Source organism: Neobacillus sp. NPDC097160 (assembly GCF_044762155.1).
In the GTDB taxonomy this organism is placed as follows: domain Bacteria; phylum Bacillota; class Bacilli; order Bacillales; family Cytobacillaceae; genus Neobacillus.
The window spans coordinates 65,608-91,148 of sequence record NZ_JBIWDU010000023.1 but is presented as its reverse complement, the minus strand read 5'-3'; the positions used below and the strand labels follow the sequence as shown (position 1 = coordinate 91,148).

General features: G+C 40.4%; 23 protein-coding genes, 21 tRNA genes and 1 rRNA gene. 37 read left to right on the top strand and 8 right to left on the bottom strand.

Translation table 11 applies throughout. The features are described 5' to 3' along the window. The 27 genes from rrf to ACIQXV_RS25955 all read left to right on the top strand — a co-directional run. Window positions 1–92: ribosomal RNA gene (rrf, locus tag ACIQXV_RS26085) — 5S ribosomal RNA — on the top strand; the annotation flags it as partial. Window positions 93–99: 7 nt separating this feature from the next. Further along, a tRNA-Val gene (locus tag ACIQXV_RS26080) sits at window positions 100–175 on the top strand. An 8-nt stretch (window positions 176–183) separates the two neighbouring features. Then, window positions 184–259 (top strand) — tRNA-Thr (locus tag ACIQXV_RS26075). A gap of 156 nt (window positions 260–415) precedes the next feature. Continuing rightward, window positions 416–491, top strand: a tRNA-Lys gene (locus ACIQXV_RS26070). 13 nt (window positions 492–504) lie between these two features. Next, window positions 505–589, top strand: a tRNA-Leu gene (locus ACIQXV_RS26065). A gap of 14 nt (window positions 590–603) precedes the next feature. Further along, window positions 604–678, top strand: a tRNA-Gly gene (locus tag ACIQXV_RS26060). A gap of 5 nt (window positions 679–683) precedes the next feature. After that, window positions 684–772 (top strand) — tRNA-Leu (locus tag ACIQXV_RS26055). An 11-nt stretch (window positions 773–783) separates the two neighbouring features. Beyond that, window positions 784–860, top strand: a tRNA-Arg gene (locus tag ACIQXV_RS26050). Between the two features lie 8 nt (window positions 861–868). Further along, window positions 869–945, top strand: a tRNA-Pro gene (locus ACIQXV_RS26045). A 17-nt stretch (window positions 946–962) separates the two neighbouring features. Continuing rightward, window positions 963–1,038 (top strand) — tRNA-Ala (locus ACIQXV_RS26040). A gap of 22 nt (window positions 1,039–1,060) precedes the next feature. Next, a tRNA-Met gene (locus tag ACIQXV_RS26035) sits at window positions 1,061–1,137 on the top strand. A gap of 31 nt (window positions 1,138–1,168) precedes the next feature. Then, window positions 1,169–1,245: transfer RNA gene (locus tag ACIQXV_RS26030), tRNA-Ile, on the top strand. A 16-nt stretch (window positions 1,246–1,261) separates the two neighbouring features. Further along, window positions 1,262–1,354 (top strand) — tRNA-Ser (locus tag ACIQXV_RS26025). 33 nt (window positions 1,355–1,387) lie between these two features. Then, window positions 1,388–1,461 (top strand) — tRNA-Met (locus ACIQXV_RS26020). A 3-nt stretch (window positions 1,462–1,464) separates the two neighbouring features. Then, window positions 1,465–1,541: transfer RNA gene (locus ACIQXV_RS26015), tRNA-Asp, on the top strand. A gap of 6 nt (window positions 1,542–1,547) precedes the next feature. Next, a tRNA-Phe gene (locus ACIQXV_RS26010) sits at window positions 1,548–1,623 on the top strand. 17 nt (window positions 1,624–1,640) lie between these two features. After that, window positions 1,641–1,716: transfer RNA gene (locus tag ACIQXV_RS26005), tRNA-His, on the top strand. A gap of 16 nt (window positions 1,717–1,732) precedes the next feature. Continuing rightward, window positions 1,733–1,806: transfer RNA gene (locus ACIQXV_RS26000), tRNA-Gly, on the top strand. Window positions 1,807–1,813: 7 nt separating this feature from the next. Then, window positions 1,814–1,890, top strand: a tRNA-Ile gene (locus ACIQXV_RS25995). Between the two features lie 15 nt (window positions 1,891–1,905). Next, window positions 1,906–1,980, top strand: a tRNA-Asn gene (locus tag ACIQXV_RS25990). 3 nt (window positions 1,981–1,983) lie between these two features. Next, a tRNA-Ser gene (locus tag ACIQXV_RS25985) sits at window positions 1,984–2,074 on the top strand. Between the two features lie 9 nt (window positions 2,075–2,083). Then, window positions 2,084–2,155, top strand: a tRNA-Glu gene (locus ACIQXV_RS25980). Between the two features lie 493 nt (window positions 2,156–2,648). Next, window positions 2,649–4,598 (top strand): 1,4-alpha-glucan branching protein GlgB, encoded by a 1,950-nt coding sequence (gene glgB, locus ACIQXV_RS25975; protein ID WP_402964101.1) that lies wholly within the window; start codon window positions 2,649–2,651, stop codon window positions 4,596–4,598. Continuing rightward, window positions 4,540–5,685, top strand: coding sequence for a glucose-1-phosphate adenylyltransferase (locus ACIQXV_RS25970; RefSeq protein WP_402964098.1), 1,146 nt, complete (start codon window positions 4,540–4,542; stop codon window positions 5,683–5,685). Before glgB ends, ACIQXV_RS25970 begins: the two co-directional genes overlap by 59 nt. A 50-nt stretch (window positions 5,686–5,735) precedes the next feature. After that, window positions 5,736–6,767, top strand: coding sequence for a GlgC family sugar phosphate nucleotidyltransferase (locus tag ACIQXV_RS25965; protein ID WP_402964095.1), 1,032 nt, complete (start codon window positions 5,736–5,738; stop codon window positions 6,765–6,767). Next, window positions 6,764–8,215, top strand: a complete 1,452-nt coding sequence (gene glgA, locus ACIQXV_RS25960; RefSeq protein ID WP_402964092.1) for a glycogen synthase GlgA — start codon at window positions 6,764–6,766, stop codon at window positions 8,213–8,215. The genes ACIQXV_RS25965 and glgA overlap by 4 nt, the downstream gene beginning before the upstream one ends. Continuing rightward, window positions 8,205–10,598: a glycogen/starch/alpha-glucan phosphorylase gene (locus tag ACIQXV_RS25955; RefSeq protein WP_402964089.1), complete on the top strand. Its 2,394-nt coding sequence runs from the start codon at window positions 8,205–8,207 to the stop codon at window positions 10,596–10,598. The genes glgA and ACIQXV_RS25955 overlap by 11 nt, the downstream gene beginning before the upstream one ends. A 38-nt stretch (window positions 10,599–10,636) precedes the next feature. Here ACIQXV_RS25955 and ACIQXV_RS25950 read toward each other — a convergent pair whose 3' ends face one another. After that, the gene (locus ACIQXV_RS25950; protein WP_402964086.1) at window positions 10,637–11,575 is read right to left on the bottom strand and encodes a 1,4-dihydroxy-2-naphthoate polyprenyltransferase; all 939 of its coding nucleotides are present in this window, start codon (window positions 11,573–11,575) and stop codon (window positions 10,637–10,639) included. Window positions 11,576–11,939: 364 nt separating this feature from the next. Between ACIQXV_RS25950 and ACIQXV_RS25945 the strand changes: the two genes are divergently transcribed. From ACIQXV_RS25945 to menC, 6 genes are all read left to right on the top strand, one after another. Beyond that, complete coding sequence (locus ACIQXV_RS25945) at window positions 11,940–13,340, top strand: isochorismate synthase (RefSeq protein ID WP_402964083.1); 1,401 nt, start codon at window positions 11,940–11,942, stop codon at window positions 13,338–13,340. A gap of 1 nt (window position 13,341) precedes the next feature. Further along, the gene (menD, locus tag ACIQXV_RS25940; RefSeq protein WP_402964080.1) at window positions 13,342–15,090 is read left to right on the top strand and encodes a 2-succinyl-5-enolpyruvyl-6-hydroxy-3-cyclohexene-1-carboxylic-acid synthase; all 1,749 of its coding nucleotides are present in this window, start codon (window positions 13,342–13,344) and stop codon (window positions 15,088–15,090) included. Continuing rightward, window positions 15,090–15,902, top strand: coding sequence for a 2-succinyl-6-hydroxy-2,4-cyclohexadiene-1-carboxylate synthase (gene menH / locus ACIQXV_RS25935; protein WP_402964077.1), 813 nt, complete (start codon window positions 15,090–15,092; stop codon window positions 15,900–15,902). Before menD ends, menH begins: the two co-directional genes overlap by 1 nt. A 14-nt stretch (window positions 15,903–15,916) precedes the next feature. Next, entirely contained in the window at window positions 15,917–16,735 is an 819-nt protein-coding gene (gene menB, locus ACIQXV_RS25930) for a 1,4-dihydroxy-2-naphthoyl-CoA synthase (RefSeq protein ID WP_402964074.1), read from the top strand. Window positions 16,736–16,807: 72 nt separating this feature from the next. Next, a complete protein-coding gene (locus tag ACIQXV_RS25925; protein WP_402964071.1) occupies window positions 16,808–18,295 on the top strand; it encodes an o-succinylbenzoate--CoA ligase in 1,488 nt (495 codons plus the stop codon). Continuing rightward, on the top strand, window positions 18,276–19,388 hold the full coding sequence (menC, locus tag ACIQXV_RS25920; protein WP_402964068.1) for an o-succinylbenzoate synthase: 1,113 nt from the start codon (window positions 18,276–18,278) through the stop codon (window positions 19,386–19,388). Before ACIQXV_RS25925 ends, menC begins: the two co-directional genes overlap by 20 nt. Before the next feature lie 38 nt (window positions 19,389–19,426). On the opposite strand, the gene ACIQXV_RS25915 is transcribed toward menC, so the two are convergent. Beyond that, window positions 19,427–19,585: a DUF1540 domain-containing protein gene (locus ACIQXV_RS25915; protein WP_402964065.1), complete on the bottom strand. Its 159-nt coding sequence runs from the start codon at window positions 19,583–19,585 to the stop codon at window positions 19,427–19,429. Between the two features lie 121 nt (window positions 19,586–19,706). Beyond that, a complete protein-coding gene (locus tag ACIQXV_RS25910) occupies window positions 19,707–20,651 on the bottom strand; it encodes a metal ABC transporter substrate-binding protein (protein ID WP_402964062.1) in 945 nt (314 codons plus the stop codon). Between the two features lie 205 nt (window positions 20,652–20,856). On the opposite strand from ACIQXV_RS25910, the gene ACIQXV_RS25905 reads away from it, so the two are divergent. Beyond that, window positions 20,857–21,420, top strand: coding sequence for a beta-class carbonic anhydrase (locus tag ACIQXV_RS25905; RefSeq protein ID WP_402964059.1), 564 nt, complete (start codon window positions 20,857–20,859; stop codon window positions 21,418–21,420). Here the strand turns inward: ACIQXV_RS25905 and yidD are convergent. After that, window positions 21,417–21,644, bottom strand: coding sequence for a membrane protein insertion efficiency factor YidD (yidD, locus tag ACIQXV_RS25900; protein WP_402964056.1), 228 nt, complete (start codon window positions 21,642–21,644; stop codon window positions 21,417–21,419). The genes ACIQXV_RS25905 and yidD overlap by 4 nt on opposite strands. A 142-nt stretch (window positions 21,645–21,786) precedes the next feature. Here yidD and ACIQXV_RS25895 point away from each other — a divergent pair, with 142 nt between their 5' ends. Next, window positions 21,787–22,260 (top strand): S-ribosylhomocysteine lyase, encoded by a 474-nt coding sequence (locus ACIQXV_RS25895; protein WP_402964053.1) that lies wholly within the window; start codon window positions 21,787–21,789, stop codon window positions 22,258–22,260. Between the two features lie 72 nt (window positions 22,261–22,332). Here the strand turns inward: ACIQXV_RS25895 and ytzI are convergent, their stop codons facing one another. Continuing rightward, a complete protein-coding gene (ytzI, locus tag ACIQXV_RS25890) occupies window positions 22,333–22,509 on the bottom strand; it encodes a YtzI protein (RefSeq protein ID WP_402964050.1) in 177 nt (58 codons plus the stop codon). A gap of 109 nt (window positions 22,510–22,618) precedes the next feature. Beyond that, the gene (locus tag ACIQXV_RS25885) at window positions 22,619–22,876 is read right to left on the bottom strand and encodes a DUF6154 family protein (protein WP_149871335.1); all 258 of its coding nucleotides are present in this window, start codon (window positions 22,874–22,876) and stop codon (window positions 22,619–22,621) included. Between the two features lie 215 nt (window positions 22,877–23,091). On the opposite strand from ACIQXV_RS25885, the gene ACIQXV_RS25880 reads away from it, so the two are divergent. Further along, a complete protein-coding gene (locus tag ACIQXV_RS25880) occupies window positions 23,092–23,409 on the top strand; it encodes a hydrolase (RefSeq protein WP_402964046.1) in 318 nt (105 codons plus the stop codon). Window positions 23,410–23,495: 86 nt separating this feature from the next. Further along, a complete protein-coding gene (gene ytkD / locus ACIQXV_RS25875; protein ID WP_402964043.1) occupies window positions 23,496–23,963 on the top strand; it encodes an RNA deprotection pyrophosphohydrolase in 468 nt (155 codons plus the stop codon). Between the two features lie 12 nt (window positions 23,964–23,975). Here ytkD and ACIQXV_RS25870 read toward each other — a convergent pair whose 3' ends face one another. Both ACIQXV_RS25870 and ACIQXV_RS25865 read right to left on the bottom strand, forming a co-directional pair. Then, entirely contained in the window at window positions 23,976–24,782 is an 807-nt protein-coding gene (locus tag ACIQXV_RS25870) for an ABC transporter permease (RefSeq protein ID WP_402964040.1), read from the bottom strand. Continuing rightward, on the bottom strand, window positions 24,757–25,539 hold the full coding sequence (locus ACIQXV_RS25865) for an ABC transporter ATP-binding protein (protein WP_402964037.1): 783 nt from the start codon (window positions 25,537–25,539) through the stop codon (window positions 24,757–24,759). Before ACIQXV_RS25865 ends, ACIQXV_RS25870 begins: the two co-directional genes overlap by 26 nt. Window positions 25,540–25,541 lie beyond the last annotated feature (2 nt).

Here is a 25,541-nt window from a genome sequence, read left to right as displayed (position 1 = left end):
CACCCGTTCCCATACCGAACACGGAAGTTAAGCTTCTCAGCGCCGATGGTAGTTGGGACATGCGTCCCTGTGAGAGTAGGACGTTGCCAGGCTGTATTTGGAGGATTAGCTCAGCTGGGAGAGCATCTGCCTTACAAGCAGAGGGTCGGCGGTTCGATCCCGTCATCCTCCACCATTTAAAACGCCGGGGTAGCTCAATTGGTAGAGCAACTGACTTGTAATCAGTAGGTTGGGGGTTCAAGTCCTCTCGCCGGCACCATTTATTTTTTGGTTTAGTACGAGCCATTAGCTCAGTTGGTAGAGCAGATTGCGGGCTTCATTGAATAAGCATCCTCGGGCAATCTGCGAGAAAGAACGAAAGTTCTTTTGAGCATCTGACTTATTACAATAAAAGATTAGTGAATCATCTTAGTACGAGCCATTAGCTCAGTTGGTAGAGCATCTGACTTTTAATCAGAGGGTCGAAGGTTCGAGTCCTTCATGGCTCACCATTTACAACTTCATGCGGGTGTGGCGGAATTGGCAGACGCACCAGACTTAGGATCTGGCGCCGCAAGGCGTGGGGGTTCGACTCCCTTCACCCGCACCATTTAAATGTAATATGCGGAAGTAGTTCAGTGGTAGAACACCACCTTGCCAAGGTGGGGGTCGCGGGTTCGAATCCCGTCTTCCGCTCCAATAGTGCCGGGGTGGCGGAACTGGCAGACGCACAGGACTTAAAATCCTGCGGTAGGTGACTACCGTACCGGTTCGATTCCGGTCCTCGGCACCATTTAAAATAATGCGCCCGTAGCTCAATTGGATAGAGCGTCTGACTACGGATCAGAAGGTTGTGGATTCGACTTCTTCCGGGCGCGCCATTATTTTACGGGAAGTAGCTCAGCTTGGTAGAGCACTTGGTTTGGGACCAAGGGGTCGCAGGTTCGAATCCTGTCTTCCCGACCATTACAAACAATTATACTGGGGTCTTAGCTCAGCTGGGAGAGCGCCTGCTTTGCACGCAGGAGGTCAGGGGTTCGATCCCCCTAGACTCCACCAATTATATCTTAAATCAAATTATGGCGGTGTAGCTCAGCTGGCTAGAGCGTACGGTTCATACCCGTAAGGTCGGGGGTTCGATCCCCTCCGCCGCTACCAAATATTTCATTTAGTTAGTAAATTTTATCTTGGACCTTTAGCTCAGCTGGTTAGAGCAGACGGCTCATAACCGTCCGGTCGTAGGTTCGAGTCCTACAAGGTCCACCAGTAACACTTATAATATGGAGGAATACCCAAGTCCGGCTGAAGGGATCGGTCTTGAAAACCGACAGGCGGGTTAAACCGCGCGGGGGTTCGAATCCCTCTTCCTCCGCCATATTATTTTCTTCAGCTTTATAATTTCTATTATCGCGGGGTGGAGCAGTCTGGTAGCTCGTCGGGCTCATAACCCGAAGGTCACAGGTTCAAATCCTGTCCCCGCAATTCGGTCTGGTAGTTCAGTTGGTTAGAATGCCTGCCTGTCACGCAGGAGGTCGCGGGTTCGAGTCCCGTCCAGACCGCCACTTAGTGGCTCAGTAGCTCAGTCGGTAGAGCAAAGGACTGAAAATCCTTGTGTCGGCGGTTCGATTCCGTCCTGAGCCACCATTTTTACTTAACTTATGGCGATTGTGGCGAAGTGGTTAACGCACCTGATTGTGGTTCAGGCATTCGTGGGTTCGATTCCCATCAGTCGCCCCATAATAATTTGATTTTTGCGGGTGTAGTTTAGTGGTAAAACCTCAGCCTTCCAAGCTGATGTTGTGAGTTCGATTCTCATCACCCGCTCCATATATGTGGGCCTATAGCTCAGCTGGTTAGAGCGCACGCCTGATAAGCGTGAGGTCGATGGTTCGAGTCCATTTAGGCCCACCATTTATTCTTTATTATTCCGCAGTAGCTCAGTGGTAGAGCTATCGGCTGTTAACCGATCGGTCGTAGGTTCGAGTCCTACCTGCGGAGCCATATGGGGAAGTACTCAAGAGGCTGAAGAGGCGCCCCTGCTAAGGGTGTAGGTCGGGTAACCGGCGCGAGGGTTCAAATCCCTCCTTCTCCGCCATAAATATCTGGCCCCTTGGTCAAGCGGTTAAGACACCGCCCTTTCACGGCGGTAACACGGGTTCGAATCCCGTAGGGGTCATACAGAAAAACTGATAACAATATGTTATCAGTTTTTTTGTGCCTAATTTTATTCTTTATTCGATTTAGGCCCAAAAAATAGTAACTTCAATTGCATAAAAAGCCTTAGACAATAGCCCTATTTCTAATTACCTACTTTTATCGAGAATTAATTATACTCCTATAATATTTTTCTTCCTATCATAATGCTGTAAAGCGTTGATACCGCTTACATTATCCGTGATTCTCCTAAATTTCATCCCACTCATTTATAAGTAATCAAATAATTTTTATTCTGGAATTTTTAAAAAATTTTTAAAAAACTTACTAGATTTCTGTCGATTAACGGTGGAATTTTTGTCACATGGTGCCGAAAGAAGGCGTAAAAGCGCCGTTTGTAGCGACTAACATCATATGTTGTCAGAAAAGATAAAAAAGTATTATGAGGAATATGGTTCATTTGCACTTATAATTGGTCATTGAAATACATATTTTCATTAAGGATGAGGAGAGCCATGGCAGTGAATACGTTTTTTCCAACCGATTACCAGCTGCACTTATTTCATGAGGGCAGCTTATGCAAAAGTCATCAGCTTTTTGGCGCTCATATCTTTAAGAATTCCGATCAAGTATATTCACGATTTTGCGTATGGGCACCTAATGCTTGTCAGGTGAGGCTCACGGGCAATTTTAATAACTGGAATGGTGAAGGATATGACCTGCAGAAGGTAAATGATGAGGGAGTATGGATTATTGTTGTAAATCAAGATTTGGAAGGATGCATTTATAAGTATGAAATTATCTCACAAACAGGGGAAAGGCTCCTGAAGGCAGACCCGTTTGCCTTTTATTCAGAAGTAAGACCGAATACTGCGTCCATTGTTTATTCCTTAAACAATTATGTATGGCAAGATGGTCATTGGATGAACCGAAGGGAAAAAAAGAACCTATTATCTGATCCTGCCATTATTTATGAGGTACACCTTGGATCCTGGAGGAAGAAGGCCAATAGGGACTACATAACCTATAGGGATTTGGCAGAGGAGCTTATACCTTATGTAATGGAGCATGGTTTTACCCATATAGAAATATTGCCACTTGTCGAGCACCCGCTCGACGACTCATGGGGATATCAAGGAACTGGTTATTTCTCAGTGACATCAAGATATGGTACCCCAGATGACTTTAGATACCTTGTGGACCAATGTCATCAGCATGGTTTAGGTGTCATTCTTGATTGGGTTCCGGGACATTTTTGCAAGGATGCACACGGACTATACCGCTTTGATGGAACACATATTTATTCTTATAGCCATGTTCATGATAGAGAAAATGTCGTATGGGGGACAGCCAATTTTGATTTAGGAAAAGGTGAGGTACAAAGCTTCCTTATTTCAAATGCTCTATATTGGATTGACTATTTTCATATTGATGGCTTTCGGATGGATGCCGTTGCTAACATCATCTATTGGCCAAATACTGCCCAGGGGAAGCGTGAGAATCCGTTTGGCATTCATTTTTTGAAAAAGTTAAACAAAGAAGTACATGATTACGATCCCCATTTTTTAATGATTGGTGAGGATTCTACTGAGTTTCCAAATGTGACCACACCTGTCCGTTACGGAGGTCTTGGCTTCGATTATAAATGGAATATGGGCTGGATGAATGACATGCTTGAATATATGGAAACACCTCCATATTCTCGATCAATAGTCCATTCAAAAGTAACTTTTTCACTTTTATATGCCTTTTTAGAAAACTTTATGCTGCCATTTTCACATGATGAAGTGGTCCATGGGAAAAAATCGCTCCTGGATAAGATGCCGGGGGATTACTGGGAAAAATTTGCCCAGTTAAGGCTACTGCTAGGCTATATGTTTGCCCACCCAGGAAAGAAACTATTATTTATGGGCTTTGAATTTGGCCAGTTTGCCGAGTGGAAGGACAAAGAAGAATTAGATTGGAACTTAATGGAATATGACATGCACCGCAATTTAAACACATATGTAAAAGTATTAACGAAACTTTATAAACGCTCCAAGGCACTGTATGAATTAGATCATTTGCAGGATGGATTTGAATGGATTGATGCAAATAACAGCAGCCAATCGATTTTCTCCTTTATTCGAAAAGGAAAAAAGGAAGAGGATTATTTAATCATTGTCACTAACTTTACGGGTGTGCACTATCCAGTGTATAAAGTCGGTGTCCCCAAAGCTGGTGAGTACCGAGAAATTTTAAATAGCGATCAACAAGAATACGGCGGGGCTGGGTTGATGAATAAAAAAACTATTTTGGCGTTAGAAGAGCCCTTCCATGGTCAGCCATTTTCAATAGAAATGACAATTCCACCGTATGGTTTTCAAATCATAAGACCGGTTAAAAAACGAAAGGAGAGAAAAGGAAATGGGAAAGAAAAAGTGCGTAGCCATGCTGTTAGCAGGAGGGAAAGGAAGCAGACTTAATTCGCTGACAAAGGATTTGGCAAAACCAGCCGTTCCGTTTGGCGGAAAATACCGTATTATTGATTTCACCTTAAGCAATTGTGCCAATTCTGGCATTGATACAGTAGGGGTTTTAACACAGTACCAGCCTCTTCTGTTAAATTCCTATATTGGAATAGGCAGTGCGTGGGATCTTGACCGCAAAGATGGCGGGGTAACCGTTTTACCCCCATATAGTGAGTCTTCAGAAGTAAAATGGTATACCGGAACTGCAAGCGCCATTTATCAAAATTTAAATTATCTTAAACAATATCAACCGGAATATGTATTAATCCTCTCTGGTGACCATATTTACAAAATGAATTACGAGAGTATGCTTGAATATCATATTGAAAAAAGAGCCGATGTGACGATTTCCTTGATAGAGGTCCCATGGGTCGAGGCCAGCAGGTTTGGGATCATGAATACAAGCGATGATATGAGAATAGTAGAATTCGAGGAGAAGCCTAGCAATCCGAAGAATAATCTTGCTTCTATGGGCATTTATATATTTAGCTGGAATATACTGAAGGAATATTTAGAAATGGATGAACGGAATCCAGATTCCAGTCATGACTTTGGTAAAGATGTGATCCCGCTGCTTTTAGAGGAAAATAAGAAATTGTTTGCCTATCCGTTTAAGGGTTATTGGAAAGATGTTGGTACGGTTCAAAGCCTTTGGGAAGCAAACATGGATCTTTTAGGTGAAGATTGTGAATTAGATTTATTTGACCATGACTGGAGGATTTATTCAGTCAATCCGAATCAGCCGCCGCAATATATTTCTTCTAATGCAATTGTAAGAGAGTCATTGATTAATGAGGGCTGTACCGTCGATGGTGAAGTCGATAAATCTGTTCTATTTCAAGGTGTAACGATTGGAAAAGGCAGCATGATCAAGGAGTCAGTCATTATGCCTGATGCCATTATCGGAAATAACTGCTTAATTGAAAAAGCAATTGTACCGGGTGATGTAAAGATACCAGACGGGACAGTAATTCGTTCGTTTGATGATGAAATTATTCTTGTTACAGAAGAAATGTTAACCGGGCTTTATCCTGCTTATTAAATAGTTAGCTGGCAAAATGTTCATTAGTAGAAAAACAGGAGGGAATTTGATTGAAGAGAAAGCTTTTAGGCGTTATTGATGCCACAACTTATCATGAAGATTTAGAAGATCTTTTAACACATCGATCACTTGCGGCTTTGCCTTTTGCGGGGCGTTACCGCATTATTGATTTTGTTCTATCAAACATGGTGAATTCAGGGATTCGAAGTGTGGCAATTTTTCCGAAAATGCAGTATCGTTCGCTAATGGACCATTTGGGTTCGGGAAAAAATTGGGACTTAAATCGAAAGCGGGACGGCCTTTTCTTTTTCCCATCCCCGATTGTCGATAACGATGGCAATAAAGTCGGATCGTTTGAACATTTTGCAGCCAATATGGACTATTTTTATCGCAGTACACAAGAGTATGCGATTATCGCCAACTGTTACACGATTTTTAATATGGACTTTAGGCCAATATTAAATTGGCATAGCCAGGCAAAATGCGATATAACTGAAATCCATCACCAGGATGGAAGACCAATGGAAATGTATTTAATTAAAACCTCTTTACTAATTAAGCTGCTTGAAACAAGACATGAAACAGGATATACCTGTATGAGGGATGTCGTAACTGCCATTCATACCAATTATTCTATTTGTCACTATGATTATGCCGGTTATACCGAGATGATAGATTCGATTGAAAACTATTTTTCCACTAGTATGAAGCTGCTTGAGTCTGATGTTTGGAAGCAATTGTTTTTAAAAGAGCAGCCAGTTATTACAAAAGTGAAAGATGAGCCGCCAACCAAATATGTAAAGGGCTCATCAGTGAAGAATGCTATGATTGCAAACGGCTGTTTTATTGGTGGAACGGTTGAAAACAGTATTGTTTCACGTGGTGTAAAAATTGGTAAAGGCGCAGTCATTAAAAACTGTATTATCATGCAAAAGTGCCAAATCGAGGACAATTGTTATTTAGATTCAGTTATTTTAGATAAGGATGTAAAGGTGGAGGCTGGAACTCATTTAACGGGAACTGCTCATTCACCATATGTCATTCGTAAAGGGTCGAAACAAGGAGCGTTGATGAACTCGTGAAAGTATTATTTGCCGTTTCAGAATGTGGTCCATTTGCTAAATCGGGGGGACTTGCGGATGTTGCCGGATCCCTCCCAAAAGAACTAAAATGTTTGGGAACAGATATTAGGGTGATTCTTCCTAAATATGGATCTATCCCAGAAGAATACAAGCGGAAAATGAAAAAAATCAAAGAATTTACCGTTCCCGTCGGTTGGAGAAATCAATATTGCGGAATTGAGGAGCTTGCCCATCAAGGAATTACCTACTATTTCGTAGATAATGAATATTATTTTATACGCGAAAATCTTTATGGCTATTTTGATGATGGCGAAAGATTTGCCTATTTTAATCGGGCGGTACTCGAGACAGTAGCCCAGCTTCATTTTTTCCCAGATGTACTGCATTGTCATGACTGGCATACAGCAATGATTCCCTTTCTCTTAAGAACGGAATATTACAAACGTAAAGGGTACGGGCAAATCCGGACCGTGTTTACGATTCATAACCTGCAATTTCAAGGGATTTTTCCAAGAGAGGTATTAGGGGATTTGCTGGGAATGGATAATAAATCCTCCCACACAGGCCATTTGGAGTTTTTTGGAAATATCAACTTTATGAAGGGGGCACTGGTTGCGGCGGACAAAATAACGACAGTGAGCCCAACTTATAAAGAAGAGATTCAAACATCCGTATATGGTGAAAAGCTGGATGGACTTTTGCGGGATAGAAATGAGGATCTTATCGGGATATTAAATGGGATCGATGAGGACTTTTACAATCCGGCCATTGACCCACTCATTGATCAGACCTATAAAGCAGATACGTCTCAAAAAAAGGCAATCAACAAAAGAGAGATTCAAAAAAGATTTGGATTGCCGCAAAGTGTAGGTACTCCTTTACTTGTAATGATTTCAAGGCTTACAAGGCAAAAGGGTTTAGATTTGGTGAAGTGTGTCCTACGTGAAATCTTGCAAGAGGATATTCAGGTTATCATTCTTGGAACCGGTGATTATGAGTACGAGGAACATTTAAGGCAAGCTGCCAGAATCTATCCTGAAAAATTAAAGGTTTTTACGGGTTTTAATGAGGATCTTGCCCACAAGCTATATGCGGCAGCAGACTTGTTTCTAATGCCGTCTCAATTTGAACCATGCGGCCTTGGGCAGCTGATTGCGATGAAATATGGTGCCATCCCGATAGTCCGTGAAACGGGAGGTTTAAACGATACAGTTAAGGCCTGGAACGAATTTACCTGCGAAGGAAACGGCTTTTCTTTCCAAAATTTTAATGCCCATGATATGCTCTATACCATCCAAAGAGCCTTACACTTTTATCATGATCAAAAGACGTGGAAATTGATTGTCAAGCAGGCAATGGAAATGGATTATAGCTGGGCCCAATCAGCATTTAGGTATAACCAGCTATATGCTGAGCTCGTTTCAAGGAGTGAAACGCATGTTTTCTAGTAAAAAAGAGTTTAAGAAAACTTTTCTTAAAAGGCTTGAGATGTTGGTGGGGAAGAGTTTCTCAGAAAGTTCAGCAAGGGATCATTATCAAACCCTCGGCAGTATGATTCGGGAGTTTGTCAGTAATGACTGGATTGCAACGAATGAACGATATCTTGCTGCCGAAGGGAAGCAGGTCTATTACCTTTCAATTGAATATTTATTAGGAAAACTGTTAAGTCAAAATTTAATTAACTTAGGTGTAGAGCAAACAGTGCAAGCTGGACTTCAGGAATTGGGTATTGATTTGGATGAACTGGAGGAATTAGAAGCGGATGCAGGCTTAGGAAACGGCGGCTTAGGAAGGTTAGCCGCCTGCTTTCTTGATTCGCTTGCCTCACTGAATTTACCCGGTCATGGCCATGGCATTCGGTATAAACATGGCTTGTTTGAACAAAAAATTGTCGATGGGTATCAAGTGGAACTGCCGGAGCAATGGCTGAGAAGCGGTAATGTTTGGGAAATTCGCAAGGCTGATAGCGCAGTGAAAATCCCATTTTGGGGCAAGGTAGAAACAAAGATGGAAAATGGCCGTCTTGTCTTTCAGCATCTGAATGCAGAAACCGTTATGGCGGTTCCTCATGATATGCCTATTATCGGGTTTAAATCCACTACTGTTAATACACTAAGGCTTTGGAATGCAGAGCCTTCGCAATTTCCCTTTCATGAGGATATTTTGAAATATAAGCGGGAGACCGAATCGATTTCCGAGTTTTTATATCCTGATGATACCCATGATGAAGGGAAGATTTTACGGCTGAAACAGCAGTACTTTTTAGTATCAGCAAGTATTCAATCTATTTTAAAAACTTACCGGAAACAACACGGCAGCCTGAATCAACTTCATGAACATGTTTGTATACACATCAATGATACGCACCCTGTACTTGCTATTCCTGAGCTCATGAGGGTCCTGATTGACGAGGAAGGGTTTGATTGGGAACAGGCATGGTATATTACGAAACATACCATTTCATACACCAATCATACGACATTATCGGAAGCGTTAGAGAAATGGCCGATACATATTTTTCGTCCGTTACTGCCAAGGATCTATATGATTGTGGAAGAAATCAATGAGCGGTTTTGCCAGGAACTATGGGACCAGACCCCTGGTGATTGGCAGAGAGTTGGCTCTCTCGCCATTATAGCGGATAATTATGTGAAAATGGCACATTTAGCGATTGTCGGAAGCTTTAGTGTCAATGGTGTAGCCAAGCTACATACAGAAATATTAAAGCAGCGGGAAATGAAGCAATTTTATCAACTGTTTCCGGAGAAATTTAACAATAAAACGAACGGAATAGCATATCGCCGCTGGCTGTTAAAAGCAAATCCAAAATTATCTTCACTCATTACAGACTCAATCGGGCCTTCTTGGACTTATTCAGCTACGGAGCTTACCCAATTGCTTAACTATCAAAACGATTCTTCCTTTTTAGAGCAGTTGTTAAAAATAAAAAATGAAAATAAACAGCGGCTTGCTAATGTTATTTTGGATAAGACCGGAGTATCGGTTGATACCGGGGCCATATTTGATGTCCAGGTTAAACGGCTGCACGCGTATAAACGGCAGCTTTTAAAAGTCTTGCACATTATGCACCTTTATAATCGGATTAAAGAAGATTCAAGCTTTTCCATCGTCCCAAGGGTGTTTATTTTTGGCGCAAAAGCATCACCGGGTTATTACTATGCTAAAAAAATTATAAAATTAATTAACACGGTTGCTGAAAAAATAAATCATGATCCAATAGTAGGCGATAAAATGAAAGTGATCTTTTTAGATAATTATCGCGTTTCATTGGCTGAAAAAATCTTCCCTGCCTCAGATGTGAGTGAACAAATTTCCACTGCCAGTAAAGAAGCATCCGGTACCGGAAATATGAAATTCATGATTAATGGTGCTTTAACTGTCGGAACCTTGGACGGCGCTAATATTGAGATTCGTGAATTAGTTGGCGATGATAATATTTTTACGTTCGGATTAACGGCAGAGGAAGTCCTTCATTATTACCAGCACGGCGGTTATCAATCGTTATCTTATTATCATCATGATTCTCGAATCAGACAGGCTGTTGATCAGCTTGTTAACGGATTTTTTCCGGGTATTTATAACGAATTTGAGCCGATATTTGACTCACTGCTTGAGGAAAATGATCAGTATTTTGTCTTAAAGGATTTTGCCTCATATGCCACCATTCAACGGTCGATTGGTGAAACATTTATCAATAAGGAAAAATGGCAAAAAATGAGCTTAACCAATATTGCACATGCAGGTTATTTTTCAAGTGACCGGACGATCAGGGAATATGCAGATGATATATGGGGAATTAAATCATTTTAATAAAAAAAGCTTCTGCCAAGTTGGCAGAAGCTTTTTGCTTAGGAAAAGAAATGTCCAATAAAAATGCCGACTGCGAGCAAAAATCCAAAAATCGTATTTGTTTGCGCTGTCGCAATCATTGCTGGTGCCATTTTGATTGGCATATTATTTTCGATGAACCCTTTTGTCGCTTTTATCGCTTTTGGAGCACTTAGAATGACGATAGCTGTCCAAAATGGTGCAATACTGCTAATGATGAGTCCTAAAACCCAGAGATACGAAAATGTAAACATCCCAGCTAATAAATAAATAGCTTTCTTTTTTCCTAACAGAATTGCTACTGTTTTTCGGCCATTTTCTTTATCACCATCAAGATCGCGGATATTATTGGATAACATAATCATACCAACCAATACCATACTTGGTACGGACACCAGGATGCTAGTGGTATCGACTGTTCCAGTTTGAATGAAGAATGAGATTAAAATAATCAGCATACCCATAAAGAAGCCTGAAAAAATTTCACCAAATGGTGTGTAAGCAATCGGAAGGGGGCCACCGGTATAAAAATAGCCGACCGCCATACAAACAAGCCCAATAACCGCTAACCACCAGCTGCTATTCGCACAAATATATACCCCTAATAATAAGGCAATCCCGTAAAATCCAAAAGCAAGATTGATGACTGTTTTTGGTTTAATGCCATCACGGACAATGGTTCCGCCAATCCCAACAGAATGTTCCGTATCAAGCCCGCGTTTATAATCGAAGTATTCGTTAAACATATTGGTTGCCGCTTGAATTAACATACTGGCAATAAGCATCGCAGCAAAGAGACCGATATGAAATTTCTCGTGTCTAAGAGCCAGAGCTGTACCAAGTAAGACCGGTACGAACGATGCAGTTAGTGTATGTGGACGGGTCATTTGCCACCAAACTTGAAAGCCGCGGTTTGATTCAACTGCTGGTTTCGAATTATGCTGTAAATTTGGCTGCATATTGTTCTCTCCCTTTTTTTAAAATTTTTCTCTCTCTTCTATAATAGTTAATCTATTTATTTAGTAACGGCGGGTTTCTAGCCCAACCATAAGTGTATGAAATTCCCGTAATAGTGTCAATTAATTTTTGCTATCAAAACTAGAAGATAATACCTGCTCGACTATTATTCGAAGGTTAGTGGGAAAATGAAAAGAGGGAAAAAGCTGTTTTCCGCCTAATTGTAACAATTTTGATATATAATAAGGTATGAAACGGTATGGGTAGTGACAAGTATTATTGACTTCTTTACAATGGGAGTAGTAACTTAAAATAAGAACAAAATGAATGGATAACAGTCATTTCGGCTGTTTTGGAGGGATTTGTTTGATTACCATTCAAGAAACGGAAATAAAGGAAAGGGGTCTTGTGGCTGTTAATCATGCGAAAAAACTTGGCCGACCAATATTAATAAGTGAAGTTCATAAAATGAATACAATTAATCCTTTATCATTTTTTAATATTGGAAAAGACCGCTATTGTGGGGAACGTTTTTTCTGGAAAGACCCAACTGACGAGATTGTGCTAATTGGGCTTGGAATTTCAAAACAAATTCAGTCGGATCAGGCTACTGACCGCTTTTTTCATGTTGAAAGCGAGTGGAAGAGCTTTTTAGAGGATAGCATAATTTTTAATCCATATACAAAAATTGGTGTTGGGCCTCTTATGTTCGGAGGATTTTCCTTTGATCCTTATAAAGAAAAAACGGATCTATGGTCCAAATTTGCTGACTCCTTGTTCCATATACCAAAATATTTATTGAGCATCATTGATGGAGAGACGTATTTAACTACAAACGTGGTTATTACTCCAAATGATGATGTGTCTCTATTCAGTAAAATCATTGAGGAGAGAAATCAGCTGCTGATGACCCTAAAACATAATGATCTCACGAAGTCTGCCATTCTGTTGAAAACAAATGAAATTTCGCCTGAAAAGTGGAAACAGAGTGTTGATGGTGTTGTGAAAGAATTAACAAACGGCCCGTTAAAGAAAGTCGTTCTTGCCCGCGAACTCAGGCTGATCTTTAACAACCATCTAGAGGCAGAGGCAGTATTGGAGCATTTGTACACTGAGCAGCATGCAAGTTTTATTTTTGCCTTTGAATCGAATGGCGACTGTTTTATTGGCGCATCGCCGGAACGGTTGGTGAAAAAGCATGGGTCTGAAGTTTATTCTACTTGCCTTGCCGGCTCTATATCACGCGGGAGCACTGAAGAGGAAGACAGGATTTTAGGTCAAACCTTATTAAATGACCAGAAAAACTTGATTGAGCACGGGTTTGTGGTTGAAATGATTCGGGAAGCATTAGAAGAATCGTGTGAAGAGATTATCCTGCCGGACAAACCACAGCTAATGAAAAATAGGGATATTCAGCATCTTTATACACCTGTAATCGGAAAATGTAATAAGGATGCGTCCTTACTTTTATTAGTTGAAAGACTTCACCCAACCCCCGCTCTTGGAGGGCTGCCAAAGAAAGCAGCGGTTGAAAAAATTAGACAGGTTGAAGTGCTTGACCGCGGTTTCTATGGCGCTCCGCTTGGCTGGGTCGATTATAAACAAAATGGTGAATTTGCTGTATCCATTCGCTGCGGACTCTTGCAGGGGGATGAGGCATCGCTGTTTGCAGGATGCGGTGTTGTGGCAGATTCGAATTCAGAAAGTGAATATTTGGAAACAAGTTTAAAGTTTACACCAATGCTTCGAGCTCTTGGGGGAAAATAACATGAATCATCAGGAATCATTAACAGCTTATATTGCAGCATTTGTATCAGAACTAGTTTTAACAGGTGTAACCGATGTTGTCGTCAGTCCTGGTTCAAGATCTACCCCGATGGCAATGGTGATGGCAGAACATCCTGAGCTAAACGTTCATATTCATGTGGATGAACGCTCTGCTGCCTTTTTTGCATTAGGCATTGCTAAGGCAATAAACAGACCAGTTGCCATCCTTTGTACATCCGGTACTGCTGCGGCCAATTACTTTCCAGCGATTGTTGAGGCGAAATATTCGCGGGTACCATTAATAGTCCTTACGGCTGACAGACCGCATGAACTAAGAGAAATGGGAGCACCGCAGGCAATTGATCAAATTCATTTATATGGTCATCATGTAAAATGGTTTGCGGAAATGGCCGTGCCGGAGAAAAGCGAAGAAATGATCCGCTATGTCCGGACAGTTTGTGCCCGAGCTGCAGCCATTGCTGCTGCAAAACCCTCAGGACCTGTCCATTTGAATTTTCCTTTCCGTGAACCGCTCATTCCGAAATTGGATAATGCACTTTTCCAGCTAACGGAGCGGCCAAAAGGTTATGTTAAGGTTCATAATGGGGACTTAACAATAGATAATGAGCAATTTAAAAGGATTGCGGAACAATTAAGCGGGAAGGAAAAAGGGGTTATTGTCTGCGGGAACATTGCTGACAAACACTTTGCTGAAGCAGTAACACGCCTTTCTAAAGAATTAAACTATCCTATTTTAGCCGACCCATTATCACAGTTAAGAAGTGGTAAACATAGCTTTGAAAATATAGTTGAATCATATGATACATTTTTAAGGAATGCAGATGCCAAAGCCTTCCTTAAGCCGGATATTGTTTTACGATTTGGGGCAATGCCTATTTCCAAAGCGTTAACGATATTTTTAAAAGAAAATCACGCTGCAGATCAATTGGTTGTGGACGGTGGAGGCAGCTGGCGTGATCCGGCAGCATTAACAACGGAAATGATTTTTTGCAATGAGGCGAATTTTTGCGCAGAGCTGGTAACTTATTTAGACAGTAAAGCTCCATCGGGATATTTGGATAATTGGAAAAAGGTTAATGCGCTAACAAAAGGAAATATGACTCCTATTCGCGATCTAACTGAATTAAGTGAAGGCAAATTGTTTTATCAATTAGCAGATATGCTGCCTGAAGGGGCTACACTTTTTGTAGGCAATAGTATGCCGATTCGCGACTTAGACAGCTTTTTCTTAAATAACAATAAATCCATTAAAGTAATGGCGAACAGGGGAGCTAATGGCATTGACGGAACAGTTTCCACGGCATTAGGTGCGGCTTTATACTCTAAGTCCTTATATTTGGTACTAGGGGATTTAACCTTCTTCCATGATTTAAATGGTCTTATTGCAGCAAAACTTTATGATATAAAGATTCATATTATTCTTGTGAACAATAATGGGGGCGGGATTTTTTCCTTCCTGCCGCAATCAGAGCATCCTAAGAATTTTGAACTCCTTTTTGGGACACCGCTAGATATTGAATTTGAACATGCTGTGAGAATGTTTAACGGACAATTTATAAAAATAAATGATTGGCAGCACTTAGAATTGGAAATGAAGAAAAGTGACGGTCAATCTGGTATTCATGTTTACGAGCTTGCGACAAAAAGAGAGAAAAATCGTGATGAGCATCGCGATTTTTGGCGCTCTGTTTCCCAGGAAATATCAAATTTTGTCAAAGGTGGCCAGTAATGGAGGTTGCTGTCGACGGAATTCAATATCAGGTTGAAGTTCACGGTGAAGGGTTTCCGCTTTTGTTATTACATGGATTTACGGGGGATGCTTCTACATGGCAGCCGTTTTATGATGCCTGGTCGAAGCATTCGATGTTAATTGTCCCTGATATAATTGGGCATGGTAAAACGGAGTCCCCTGATGATTTGCAGCGTTATCAAATAGAATCAGCCGCACATGATTTAAATTGTATCCTAAATGTTTTAGGTGTTAGTCAAGTTGACCTACTTGGGTATTCGATGGGTGGCAGACTTGCACTTACTTTTGCGCTTCTTTTTCCAAACAAGGTTCGCAAGTTAATTCTCGAAAGCGCCTCTCCAGGTCTTGCGACAGACGAAGAAAGAGAACTTCGCCGCATGAAAGATGCAGAACTTGCAAAATTTATTACCGAACAAGGGATTAATTCGTTTGTTGATTATTGGGAAGATATTCCCCTATTTTCCACCATGAAGCAGCTTTCAGCCCAGGTACGTGAAACCATTAGGTCTCAGAAGCTAAGCAATTCTCCAAAAGGGCTCGCCAACAGTTTAGTAGGAATGGGGACGGGCTCACAGCCTTCCTGGTGGGAACAATTAGACGAACTTTCCTGTGAAGTCTTGCTGATTACAGGCGGGGAAGATAAAAAGTTTTGTAGGATTGCAGAGCAGATGCTGAAGACCCTTAAAAAGGGTACTTGGATTGTCATTGAAAATAGCGGACATGCAATTCATGTGGAAGAACGAGAAAAGTTTGGTACAATAGTAAGTGACTTTTTGTCAAAAAAACGATAAAGGAGGATTTTATTGTGACAGTAGAATGGGTTCCAGGACGTAAATATGAAGAAATTTTATATGAAACTTATAATGGTATTGCGAAAATCACAATTAATCGACCACATGTACATAATGCTTTTACACCTAAAACGGTTTCGGAAATGTTTGACGCTTTTGCTCATGCACGTGATGATTCCAGCATTGGTGTAATTGTGTTAACAGGTGCAGGAGATAAGGCATTCTGTTCTGGCGGTGACCAAAAGGTAAGGGGACATGGAGGCTATGTTGGCGAAGATCAAATTCCTCGTTTAAATGTTCTCGATTTACAGCGTTTAATCCGTGTTATTCCAAAACCAGTTATTGCAATGGTAAAAGGATATGCCATTGGCGGCGGCCATGTACTTCACGTTGTGTGTGATTTAACGATTGCAGCTGATAATGCTGTGTTTGGACAAACAGGTCCTAAGGTTGGAAGTTTTGATGCCGGTTACGGTTCAGGTTACCTAGCAAGAATTATCGGCCATAAAAAAGCCCGCGAAATTTGGTATTTATGCCGTCAGTACAATGCGCAGGAAGCGCTTGATATGGGCTTAGTTAACACGGTTGTTCCTCTGGAGCAAGTAGAAGATGAGACCATTAAATGGTGTGAAGAAATGCTTGAGAAAAGTCCAACAGCTCTCCGTTTCATAAAAGCTGCCATGAATGCTGATACGGATGGATTAGCAGGACTTCAGCAATTTGCCGGGGATGCGACATTGCTTTACTATACAACAGATGAAGCAAAAGAAGGCCGCGACGCATTCAAAGAAAAGCGCAAGCCCGATTTCGGTCAATTCCCTCGTTTTCCTTGATGGGAAAAAAATTTTTTAGCAGCTTGATGGACTCCATCAGGCTGTTTTTATATAAAAAAGAAGGTGCTTAAAATGCCAAACGAAACCATGCCAAATTTCATAAATAAACGGGCATTTCTCACTCCTGATCGGACGGCGGTTTATTTTCAGGAGAAAACATATTCATTTAAAGAACTATATGATCGCTCCCTTAAAGTCGCAGGACAGCTTCAGGCCCTTGGTCTACAACAAGACCAGTATGTGGGCGTATTATTGAAAAATCACCTTGATACAGTGGTGATTTTATTTGCCCTCCAGCTTTTAGGAGTCAAAGCCGTTATTTTAAACAATCGGTTAACTCCCGCTGAGCTAGCTTGGCAACTAAATGATTCCAAAGCATCATTCCTCGTTCTTGAAGAATCATTTGAAAAAATGGAACTTGAACAATTATCAAGGGTAAAAACGATAACGAAAGAAAGGCTATTTCAAGTTGAACCAGTGGAACCAGCTATCATAGACGAAATCAGCCTATCTGACATCTGTACGATCATGTACACCTCTGGCACAACCGGTAACCCAAAAGGTGTTATGCAGACATATGGGAACCATTGGTGGAGTTCTGTTGGCTCTGCATTAAATTTAGGACAAATGGAAAGTGATTGCTGGCTTTGTTCTGTTCCGCTTTTCCACATTAGCGGCTTCTCCATCCTCATGCGCAGTGTCATCTATGGCATGCCGATTGTCCTTCATGACCACTTTGACGTAGAAAGAACGATTACAGATATTCAGGAAAAAAAGGTAACGATTATGTCAGTGGTAGGAACAATGTTAACAGGTATAGTTGAAGCACTTAACGACAGAAGGCTTCCAGATCAATTCCGCTGTATGCTCCTAGGGGGTGGTCCTGCACCGCTGCCATTATTGCAAGCTTGCGTGGAAAAGGAAATTCCAGTATTTCAAACGTACGGTATGACAGAATCCTCCTCGCAAATTGTGACACTCTCACCGGAATACAGCCTAGCGAAGCTCGGTTCAGCCGGAAAGACTTTGTTCCCGGCACAGCTTAAAATTGTCTTAGATAATGGTTGTCCTGCTATAGCCGGTGAAGCGGGTGAAATTGCCGTAAAAGGAGCAAATGTTACACGGGGCTATTTATATCGTCCTGAAGCAACAAAAGAAAAATTCCGCGATGGCTGGTTTTATACAGGAGATATTGGCTACATGGACGAGGAAGGATTTTTATATGTTATTGACCGCCGTTCTGATTTAATTATTTCAGGGGGAGAAAACATCTACCCTGCAGAAATTGAGGCGGTTTTACTAGCACATCCTGCGGTCGCAGATGCAGGTGTGACAAGAATTGATGACTTAAAATGGGGGCAAGTTCCGGCTGCATTTATTGTAAAAAGAGAAGAAATCACCAAAGATGAACTTCAACAATTTTGTCATACTCAACTAGCTAAATATAAGGTGCCGAAAGCCTTTTATTTTATCGAAAAACTTCCGAGAAACGCTGCCAAAAAACTACTAAGAAGAGAACTGCGAGAGTGGGTGGCTGACAATGAAAATAGCCTCGATTGAGCTCTTTGTTATTCAAATGCCCTTAAAGTCCCCCTTTCTAACGCATCTAGGAGAGGTAAAAGACCGTGAAGGGATAATCGTAAAGATCACTAATAAAGATGGCCTTTCAGGCTTTGGTGAAGGGGTGGCCTTTTCTACGCCGTGGTATACCGAAGAAACGGTTGCAACCTGTTTACATATGTTAACGGATATTTTGATTCCATTGCTGGAAAAACATCCAATCAAACACCCTGAGGATGCCTCACATCTTTTCAGTTCGGTTAGAAGAAACAACATGGCAAAGGCGGCGCTTGAAACAGCATTATGGGATTTATATTCAAAGTCTCATTCAGAAACCCTTTCAAAAATGATTGGCGGTACACGCACAGTAATTGCTTCAGGTGTGGTGGTAGCGACAGATTCTACGGCAAAAGCACTCCAGCAAATTGAGCAATATCTTACGGAGGGTTATCAGCGGATTAAAGTTAAAATAAATCCAAATCAAGATTACTCTTTTCTTGCAGAAATTCGCCGGCACTATCCAGACCTGCCGATCATGGCAGACGCCAATTCAGCTTATACGTTAAAAGACATTGACCGATTAAAAGCATTAGATGACTTTAATCTATTGATGATTGAGCAGCCGCTGGGACATGATGATATTATCGAACATGCTCTCCTTCAAAAGGAGATTCAGACACCTATTTGTTTAGATGAAAGCATCGTGAGCTTTGATGATGCCAGGAAAGCAGTAGAATTTGGGAGCTGTACAATAATTAATATAAAAGTGGGCCGCGTTGGCGGTCTTTATGAAGCCAAACGAATTCATGATTATTGCTTTGAAAAAGGGATCCCCGTTTGGTGTGGGGGCATGATCGAATTTGGTATTTCCCGTGCTCATAATATTGCGCTTGCTTCCCTGCCGGGGTTCACTATTCCTGGAGATATATCCGCATCAACCCGTTTTTGGGAAGAAGATATTATTTCACCAGAAGTAACCGTTGAAAATGGAGTGATCGATGTTCCATTAAACCCCGGTATTGGGTATGAAATAAATGAAAAAAGGCTGCAGAAAATTTTATTAACAAAAAGAACTTATCCTTTTACACACTAAAAGAACCAGGCAAAATGGTTTGCCTGGTCCTTGCAATACTATAAATCGCTTGATTCAAATGTCTGACAATCGGTTTCTTTACTTGTATCAGCCGTATCACCTGTATGGCTAACTACATAGATTTTGTCGGCACTGCATTTATTTCCTTTAGCCCAAAACGTGCAGTTATTTACTTCACATAAAACATCCTGTGCCATTCGTATCACTCCTTAAAGTTTCGGTAATACAGTAATAGCATTTGATGTTTTACATAACAGCATCCATGAGAGTGAAAGGAAACAAGTTTAGGATTTGGGCAATAAACCAAATATTGCACCATTAATTATTTAAAGCTGTTTTTAATGTATCAAGATTTGCCTTCATCAATGAAAAATAAGTTTCTTTATCTTTAATGTTATTTTGGGATAAAATAGCCAGATTATGAATCGGCAATGCCCTTGCACCAATTTCCTTTTGGACGACTTTACCAAGTTTTGATTGGACATTTTGTTCAAAAAGAATATAGTGTAAACCGTCATGGTCGGCGATTGAGATGATTTTCTCAAGTTCTTTTTGTGTTGGTTCATTGGTTGTCGAGAGACCTGAAATACTAATTTGTTCAATGCCATAACGGTTTTCCCAATATCCAAAAGCGGCATGTGTCACAATAATTTTTTTATGCTTCGCAGTTGAAATGGTCTGCTCGTATTCACTGTTCAATTCATCTAATTCTGCTGCCAGCTTTTGATAATTTTCATTGAAAAGTTCTTTGTTTTGCGGCATCTTTTTTGCTAGTGCATCACGAATAACTGCAGCCATCTCTTTTGAATAAACCGGGTCAAGCCAAACGTGCGGGTTTACATCACCGTGGTCATGGTCGTCATGCCCTTCGTCTTCCTCAGCAGCATGCTGATCTTTTGGTAATTGCAGTTGATTAGCCGTAGGAACTAAAGTTACATCTTGATTTTTTAATGTCCCTTTTGCTTTTTCCACAAAACCTTCAAGACCAAGCCCAATGTAGAAAAATAAGTCTGAATCGGCTAAATTCATCATATCCTTTTGCGATGGTTCAAATGTGTGTTCATCGGCACCTGGAGGATAGATGGTTTTTACGTCTACATATTTACCGCCAATTCGTTCAGTAAAATATTGAAGTGGGAATACTGTTGTATAAATGGTTAATTGATTCTTTTTTTCGGGTGACTGGTTTTTGTCATTCGAACAGGCGGATAAAATAAGGCTTAAAGGTAATAAAAATGAAAGAAGAAAGATAATTTTTTTCATAAAGACTCCTTAAAGATGTATTAAATCGGATTAATTACGATTTATAATCGAAAAATTTTTTATCTTCAAAAAAGAGATAAGTGCATAATACGGAACGATTCCGATTTCCATATGTATCTTACAAAAAAAATAGCCTAAATGCAAGTATAAAATTTGTTTCAAACAAGGAATATTATGTATGCTTATATAGAAAGGCGGTATTAAGATGACAATATTGAACGAGATTTTAGACTACAATCATAAGTTTGTAGAAGACCATGAGTATGAGAAATATGAAACAACGAAATTCCCGAATAAGAAGATGGTAATCCTAACTTGTATGGATACACGTTTGTTGGAGTTATTGCCAAAAGCATTAAACTTAGGAAATGGGGATGCCAAAATCATTAAAGATGCTGGCGCACTTGTGTCGCATCCTTTTGGAAGTGTGATGAGAAGTATTCTGGTTGCAGTATATCAATTAAAGGCACAGGAAGTTTTAGTAATCGGACACCATGACTGCGGCATGAGCGGCATGAAACCGGAACCTGTAATTGAGAGCATGAAAGAGCGGGGAATAACTGACGAAACCTTTGATACACTTTCCTATTCAGGTATCGACATTAAACAATGGCTACAAGGGTTCGATAATGTGAATGATAGTGTTGCACACAGTGTAGACATGATTAAACATCATCCATTATTGCCAAAAGGTGTTCCTGTTCATGGGTTAGTGATTGATCCTAAAACAGGAAAACTTGATTTAGTGGTGGATGGTTATCAAGATTAATGCTCCTTTTTTTCAGGAACAGGATCAATTCCTCCGGGATGAAAGGGATGACATTTTAAAATTCGCTTAATGGTGAGCCAGCCACCTTTTAAAGCGCCAAAGCGTTGAATTGCTTCTACTCCATAATGCGAACAAGTAGGATAAAATCGGCATGTTGGTGGTTTTAATGGTGAGATGGCAACTTGATAAAAACGAATAATCGAAAGAAAGATTTTTTTTAACATGGATTTGTCTCCTTATTATTATTTACATCCACCATATCACAGATTTAAATGTAGGTCTAAAATGTTAATTATAACTAAGTGGATGAAAAAGGTCGGGATTTGGTGTATGATGATAAATAGATAAGAATAAGGAGTGATATTCATGCCTTCAGTTGAAAGCTTTGATTTAGATCATAATGCCGTTAAAGCCCCTTATGTGAGACATTGTGGTGTCCATAAGGTAGGAAGTGATGGTGTTGTTAATAAATATGATATCCGTTTTTGTCAGCCGAACAAACAGGCAATGAAGCCTGATGTGATTCATACACTTGAGCATTTGCTAGCATTCAATATTCGTAAGCATTCTGAAAAATACGACCACTTTGATATTATTGATATTTCTCCAATGGGCTGCCAAACTGGTTATTACCTTGTTGTCAGCGGCGAACCTACTGTTGAGGAAATCATTGATCTTCTTGAGGATACAATGAAGGATGCAGTTGAAATCATCGATATCCCTGCTGCCAATGAAAGACAATGTGGTCAAGCGAAGTTGCACGATTTAGAAGGTGCCAAGCGCCTAATGCGCTTTTGGCTTGAGCAAAGCAAAGAGGATTTAAAACAGGTTTTTGCATAGAAAAGCGGAAGCGCCTTGCCATAGTGGTGGAACAAAATAAAAAAATCCTATTCACTTAGAATAGGATTTTTTTTACGCATTCCTTTGGGCTTGATCAGATTCCTGGTGTTTGTTCTCCTCGTTCAAATAAGGATTATCTTCTAATGAATCCACACTATGTTTATAGGAGTATGCTTTTGAGGTGGTAATAACCGCCAGAAGCAAAACGACGATGACAATAATAATACTAACCACTAAGACCGTATACATGTCTCTTCCCCCCTTTACCACTCATTGTACCATGAATTTGGTTTAATTAAGGACGAAAGTGCACAAAAAAGGAAGCAATCATGCTTCCCTGGAATGATGATATGTAAAATCAATGAATATTTCTTGGATAAAAAGTATGTGCTCGATGTTGTCCGTACTCTTCTTGGGCAAATTTCCCCTTTAAGCTTTCGATTAGGTAAAGTCCCATTAAATCATACAGTTCTTGTTTATCCATCTCTTGGATTAATGCAAGAAGATCTTCATGTGACATCTCTTCTAAAAAGGCGAATGTCAGCATGTCAATATCCTCTTCATCCCCCGTTAACTTGTTTCGATACATTTCATATAATTCATCGACTAATTTCATTACAACACCTCCTGGTTAATATTGTTTATACTTATTGAATACCCATAAAAGAAACAAATCATCCCTGCCTTCCTACTTTAAAATTGACTGAAAAATCTGTTTTCTTGAATGTATGTTTATTATATCGTATTCATTTCTAAAAAATGAGTCGAAATTTGAAAAAGAATAATTTTTTTCTATTTGTACATTACTAAAGAGTAAAAGGGGATGATGCAATGGACGAACAGAAGAAAATGTATTATATTGATGTTGGAACCGGACATATAACAAGGAATGCCACCAGCTCTACATGGAGCTATAAAATTCAAGCAAATGATGAAGAAATTACCCAATTACGCGAGCTGTTTGACCAAAACTATTCAACAGAATGGAAAAACTTTTTTCGGGCCCATGTACCATATGTTCAATATCATTATGACCGGGAAAACGATGCCTACGATAGTACGATTCAACAAGTGTATGGTATGCTGCATAAACTTGGTGATGATGAAGCGAAAAGTCATATTGATAGCATGAATATATTACCGAAATAATACTTTTCAGGGAAATCCTAACCTTTAGGATTTCCCTTTTGTTGTTTATAATTATAGCATAATGAAAAAATGGAGCGAGTAAATTTATGAAACAGTTTTTAGATCGGAACGGAAACAAGGTTGAACTTTCTTTTTCCCATGGTGCCTTCGAAGAGGAAGTAATGCATGTGCTGGTTATCTGCAAAAATAATGATGGTTGGTTTTTAACGAATCATAAACAACGCGGTCTTGAATTTCCCGGTGGAAAAGTGGAATTAGGGGAAACACTTGAAGAGGCTGCTCGACGCGAGACCTTTGAGGAAACCGGGGCCATTCTTGACGGCTTAGAATTTATTGCTGAGTATAGGGTATCTGACCACAATGGATCATTTGTAAAGGCAGTTTTTTTCGGAACGGTTAAAAGGGTGGAGAAAACCAACACTTACTTTGAAACAAATGGCCCTGTTGCCCTTAATGGCGACATTTTGCAGCTGCGGTTTGGAGATAACTTCAGCTTTATCATGCAGGACGAAGTCATCGAAGAATGTATTAAACAAATTCTCAAAAAGGAATAGCCGCAATCGTCACTATTCCTTAATGAGTTTTTTCTCTAAAAGCTCCACAAGCTGATACATAATTGTTGCAATAACAGCAATGACTAAAAGCGATAAGAATACAAGTGAAAAATTAAATACTTGGAAGCCGTAAATAATCATGTAACCAAGGCCGCGGGACGATACCAGGAATTCTCCAACAATGACACCAACCCATGACAAGCCGACATTCACCTTTAAGGTCGAGATAATCGTTGGAAAACTTGCCGGGAGAATGGCTTCTTTAAAGCATTGAAGCCTTGTTGCTCCAAATGTTTGCAGCACTTTTAAATAGTTTGGGTCTACCTCTTTAAACGAAGTATAAACCACGATGGTCGTGATGATGATTGAAATAATCGCACCCATGGCAATAATTGATGGATATCCCGGACTTAGCGCGACAATTAAAATGGGGCCGAGTGCCACTTTCGGCATGGCATTAAGTACAACAAGATAGGGGTCAAGAATCTTCTGTACCAGCGGTGACCACCAGAGAATGGCAGCTAATATCGTGCCCAGCAAGGTACCAAGAATAAAACCAAAAATGGTTTCGGTTAAGGTTACACCTGTATGTGTTACTAATGACCCATCCTGTATTTTATTTAAAAATAGGTTCCATATTTTAGACGGTGAACTGAAAATCAACGGGTCAATCCATTGCTTTTGGCTTGAAAGTTCCCAGCTGGAGAAAAAAACAATAAAAATGACTGCTTGATAAAACCGAACCCATCTTCGTTCGATTAGTAACGAATGAATGTAGTTTTTATGGAGGAGTTCAAGTCTTTTCTTTTCCTGGCTCAAGAGACTCCAACTCCTTCCATATGGTTTGAAAGATGCTTGGGTATACCTCATGATTTCTAGCCTCAAATGGTGACACCTTTTTTAATTCCTCCGGCATATCAAAAATTTTATGGATTCTGCCCGGACTGGGTGAAAGCAAAAAGATGCGATCACTCATGGCAATAGCTTCACCGATATCATGGGTAACAAGGATGGCCGTCTTACCATATTCAGCTAATGTTTGCGACACTAAATCCTCTAACTTAAGCTTAGTTTGATAATCAAGGGCGGAAAAGGGTTCATCAAGCATGAGTAATTTAGGTTCAGTAGCAAGCGTCCTTACAAGGGCAACCCGCTGTCTCATTCCGCCGGATAATTGCTTTGGCAGTTGTTTTTCCACACCTAAGAGACCGATCTGGTCTAGCAGGTTTAATGCGGCGGATTTGTTTTTTTCATTTAGCTGCTTTGATAATTTCAGGCCCATCAGGATATTTTCTTCTATCGTTTTCCAGGGAAACAAATAATCCTGCTGGAGCATATAACCGATTTGATTTTTAGACGTAGTTACGGGTTTATTTTCTAACAAGACTTTTCCTTGGGTCGGCTTAAGTAAACTTGAAATGATTGAAAGCAGGGTCGTCTTACCACAGCCACTTGGGCCAAGGAGGGAGACAAATTCCCCTTCCTCAACCGTAAATGTTATATCGGAGAGGGCCGTGGTGGCAGAGGCTTTGGTGAAATAGGTATGATGTATATCTTGAACGTGTAAAAAGCTCATAT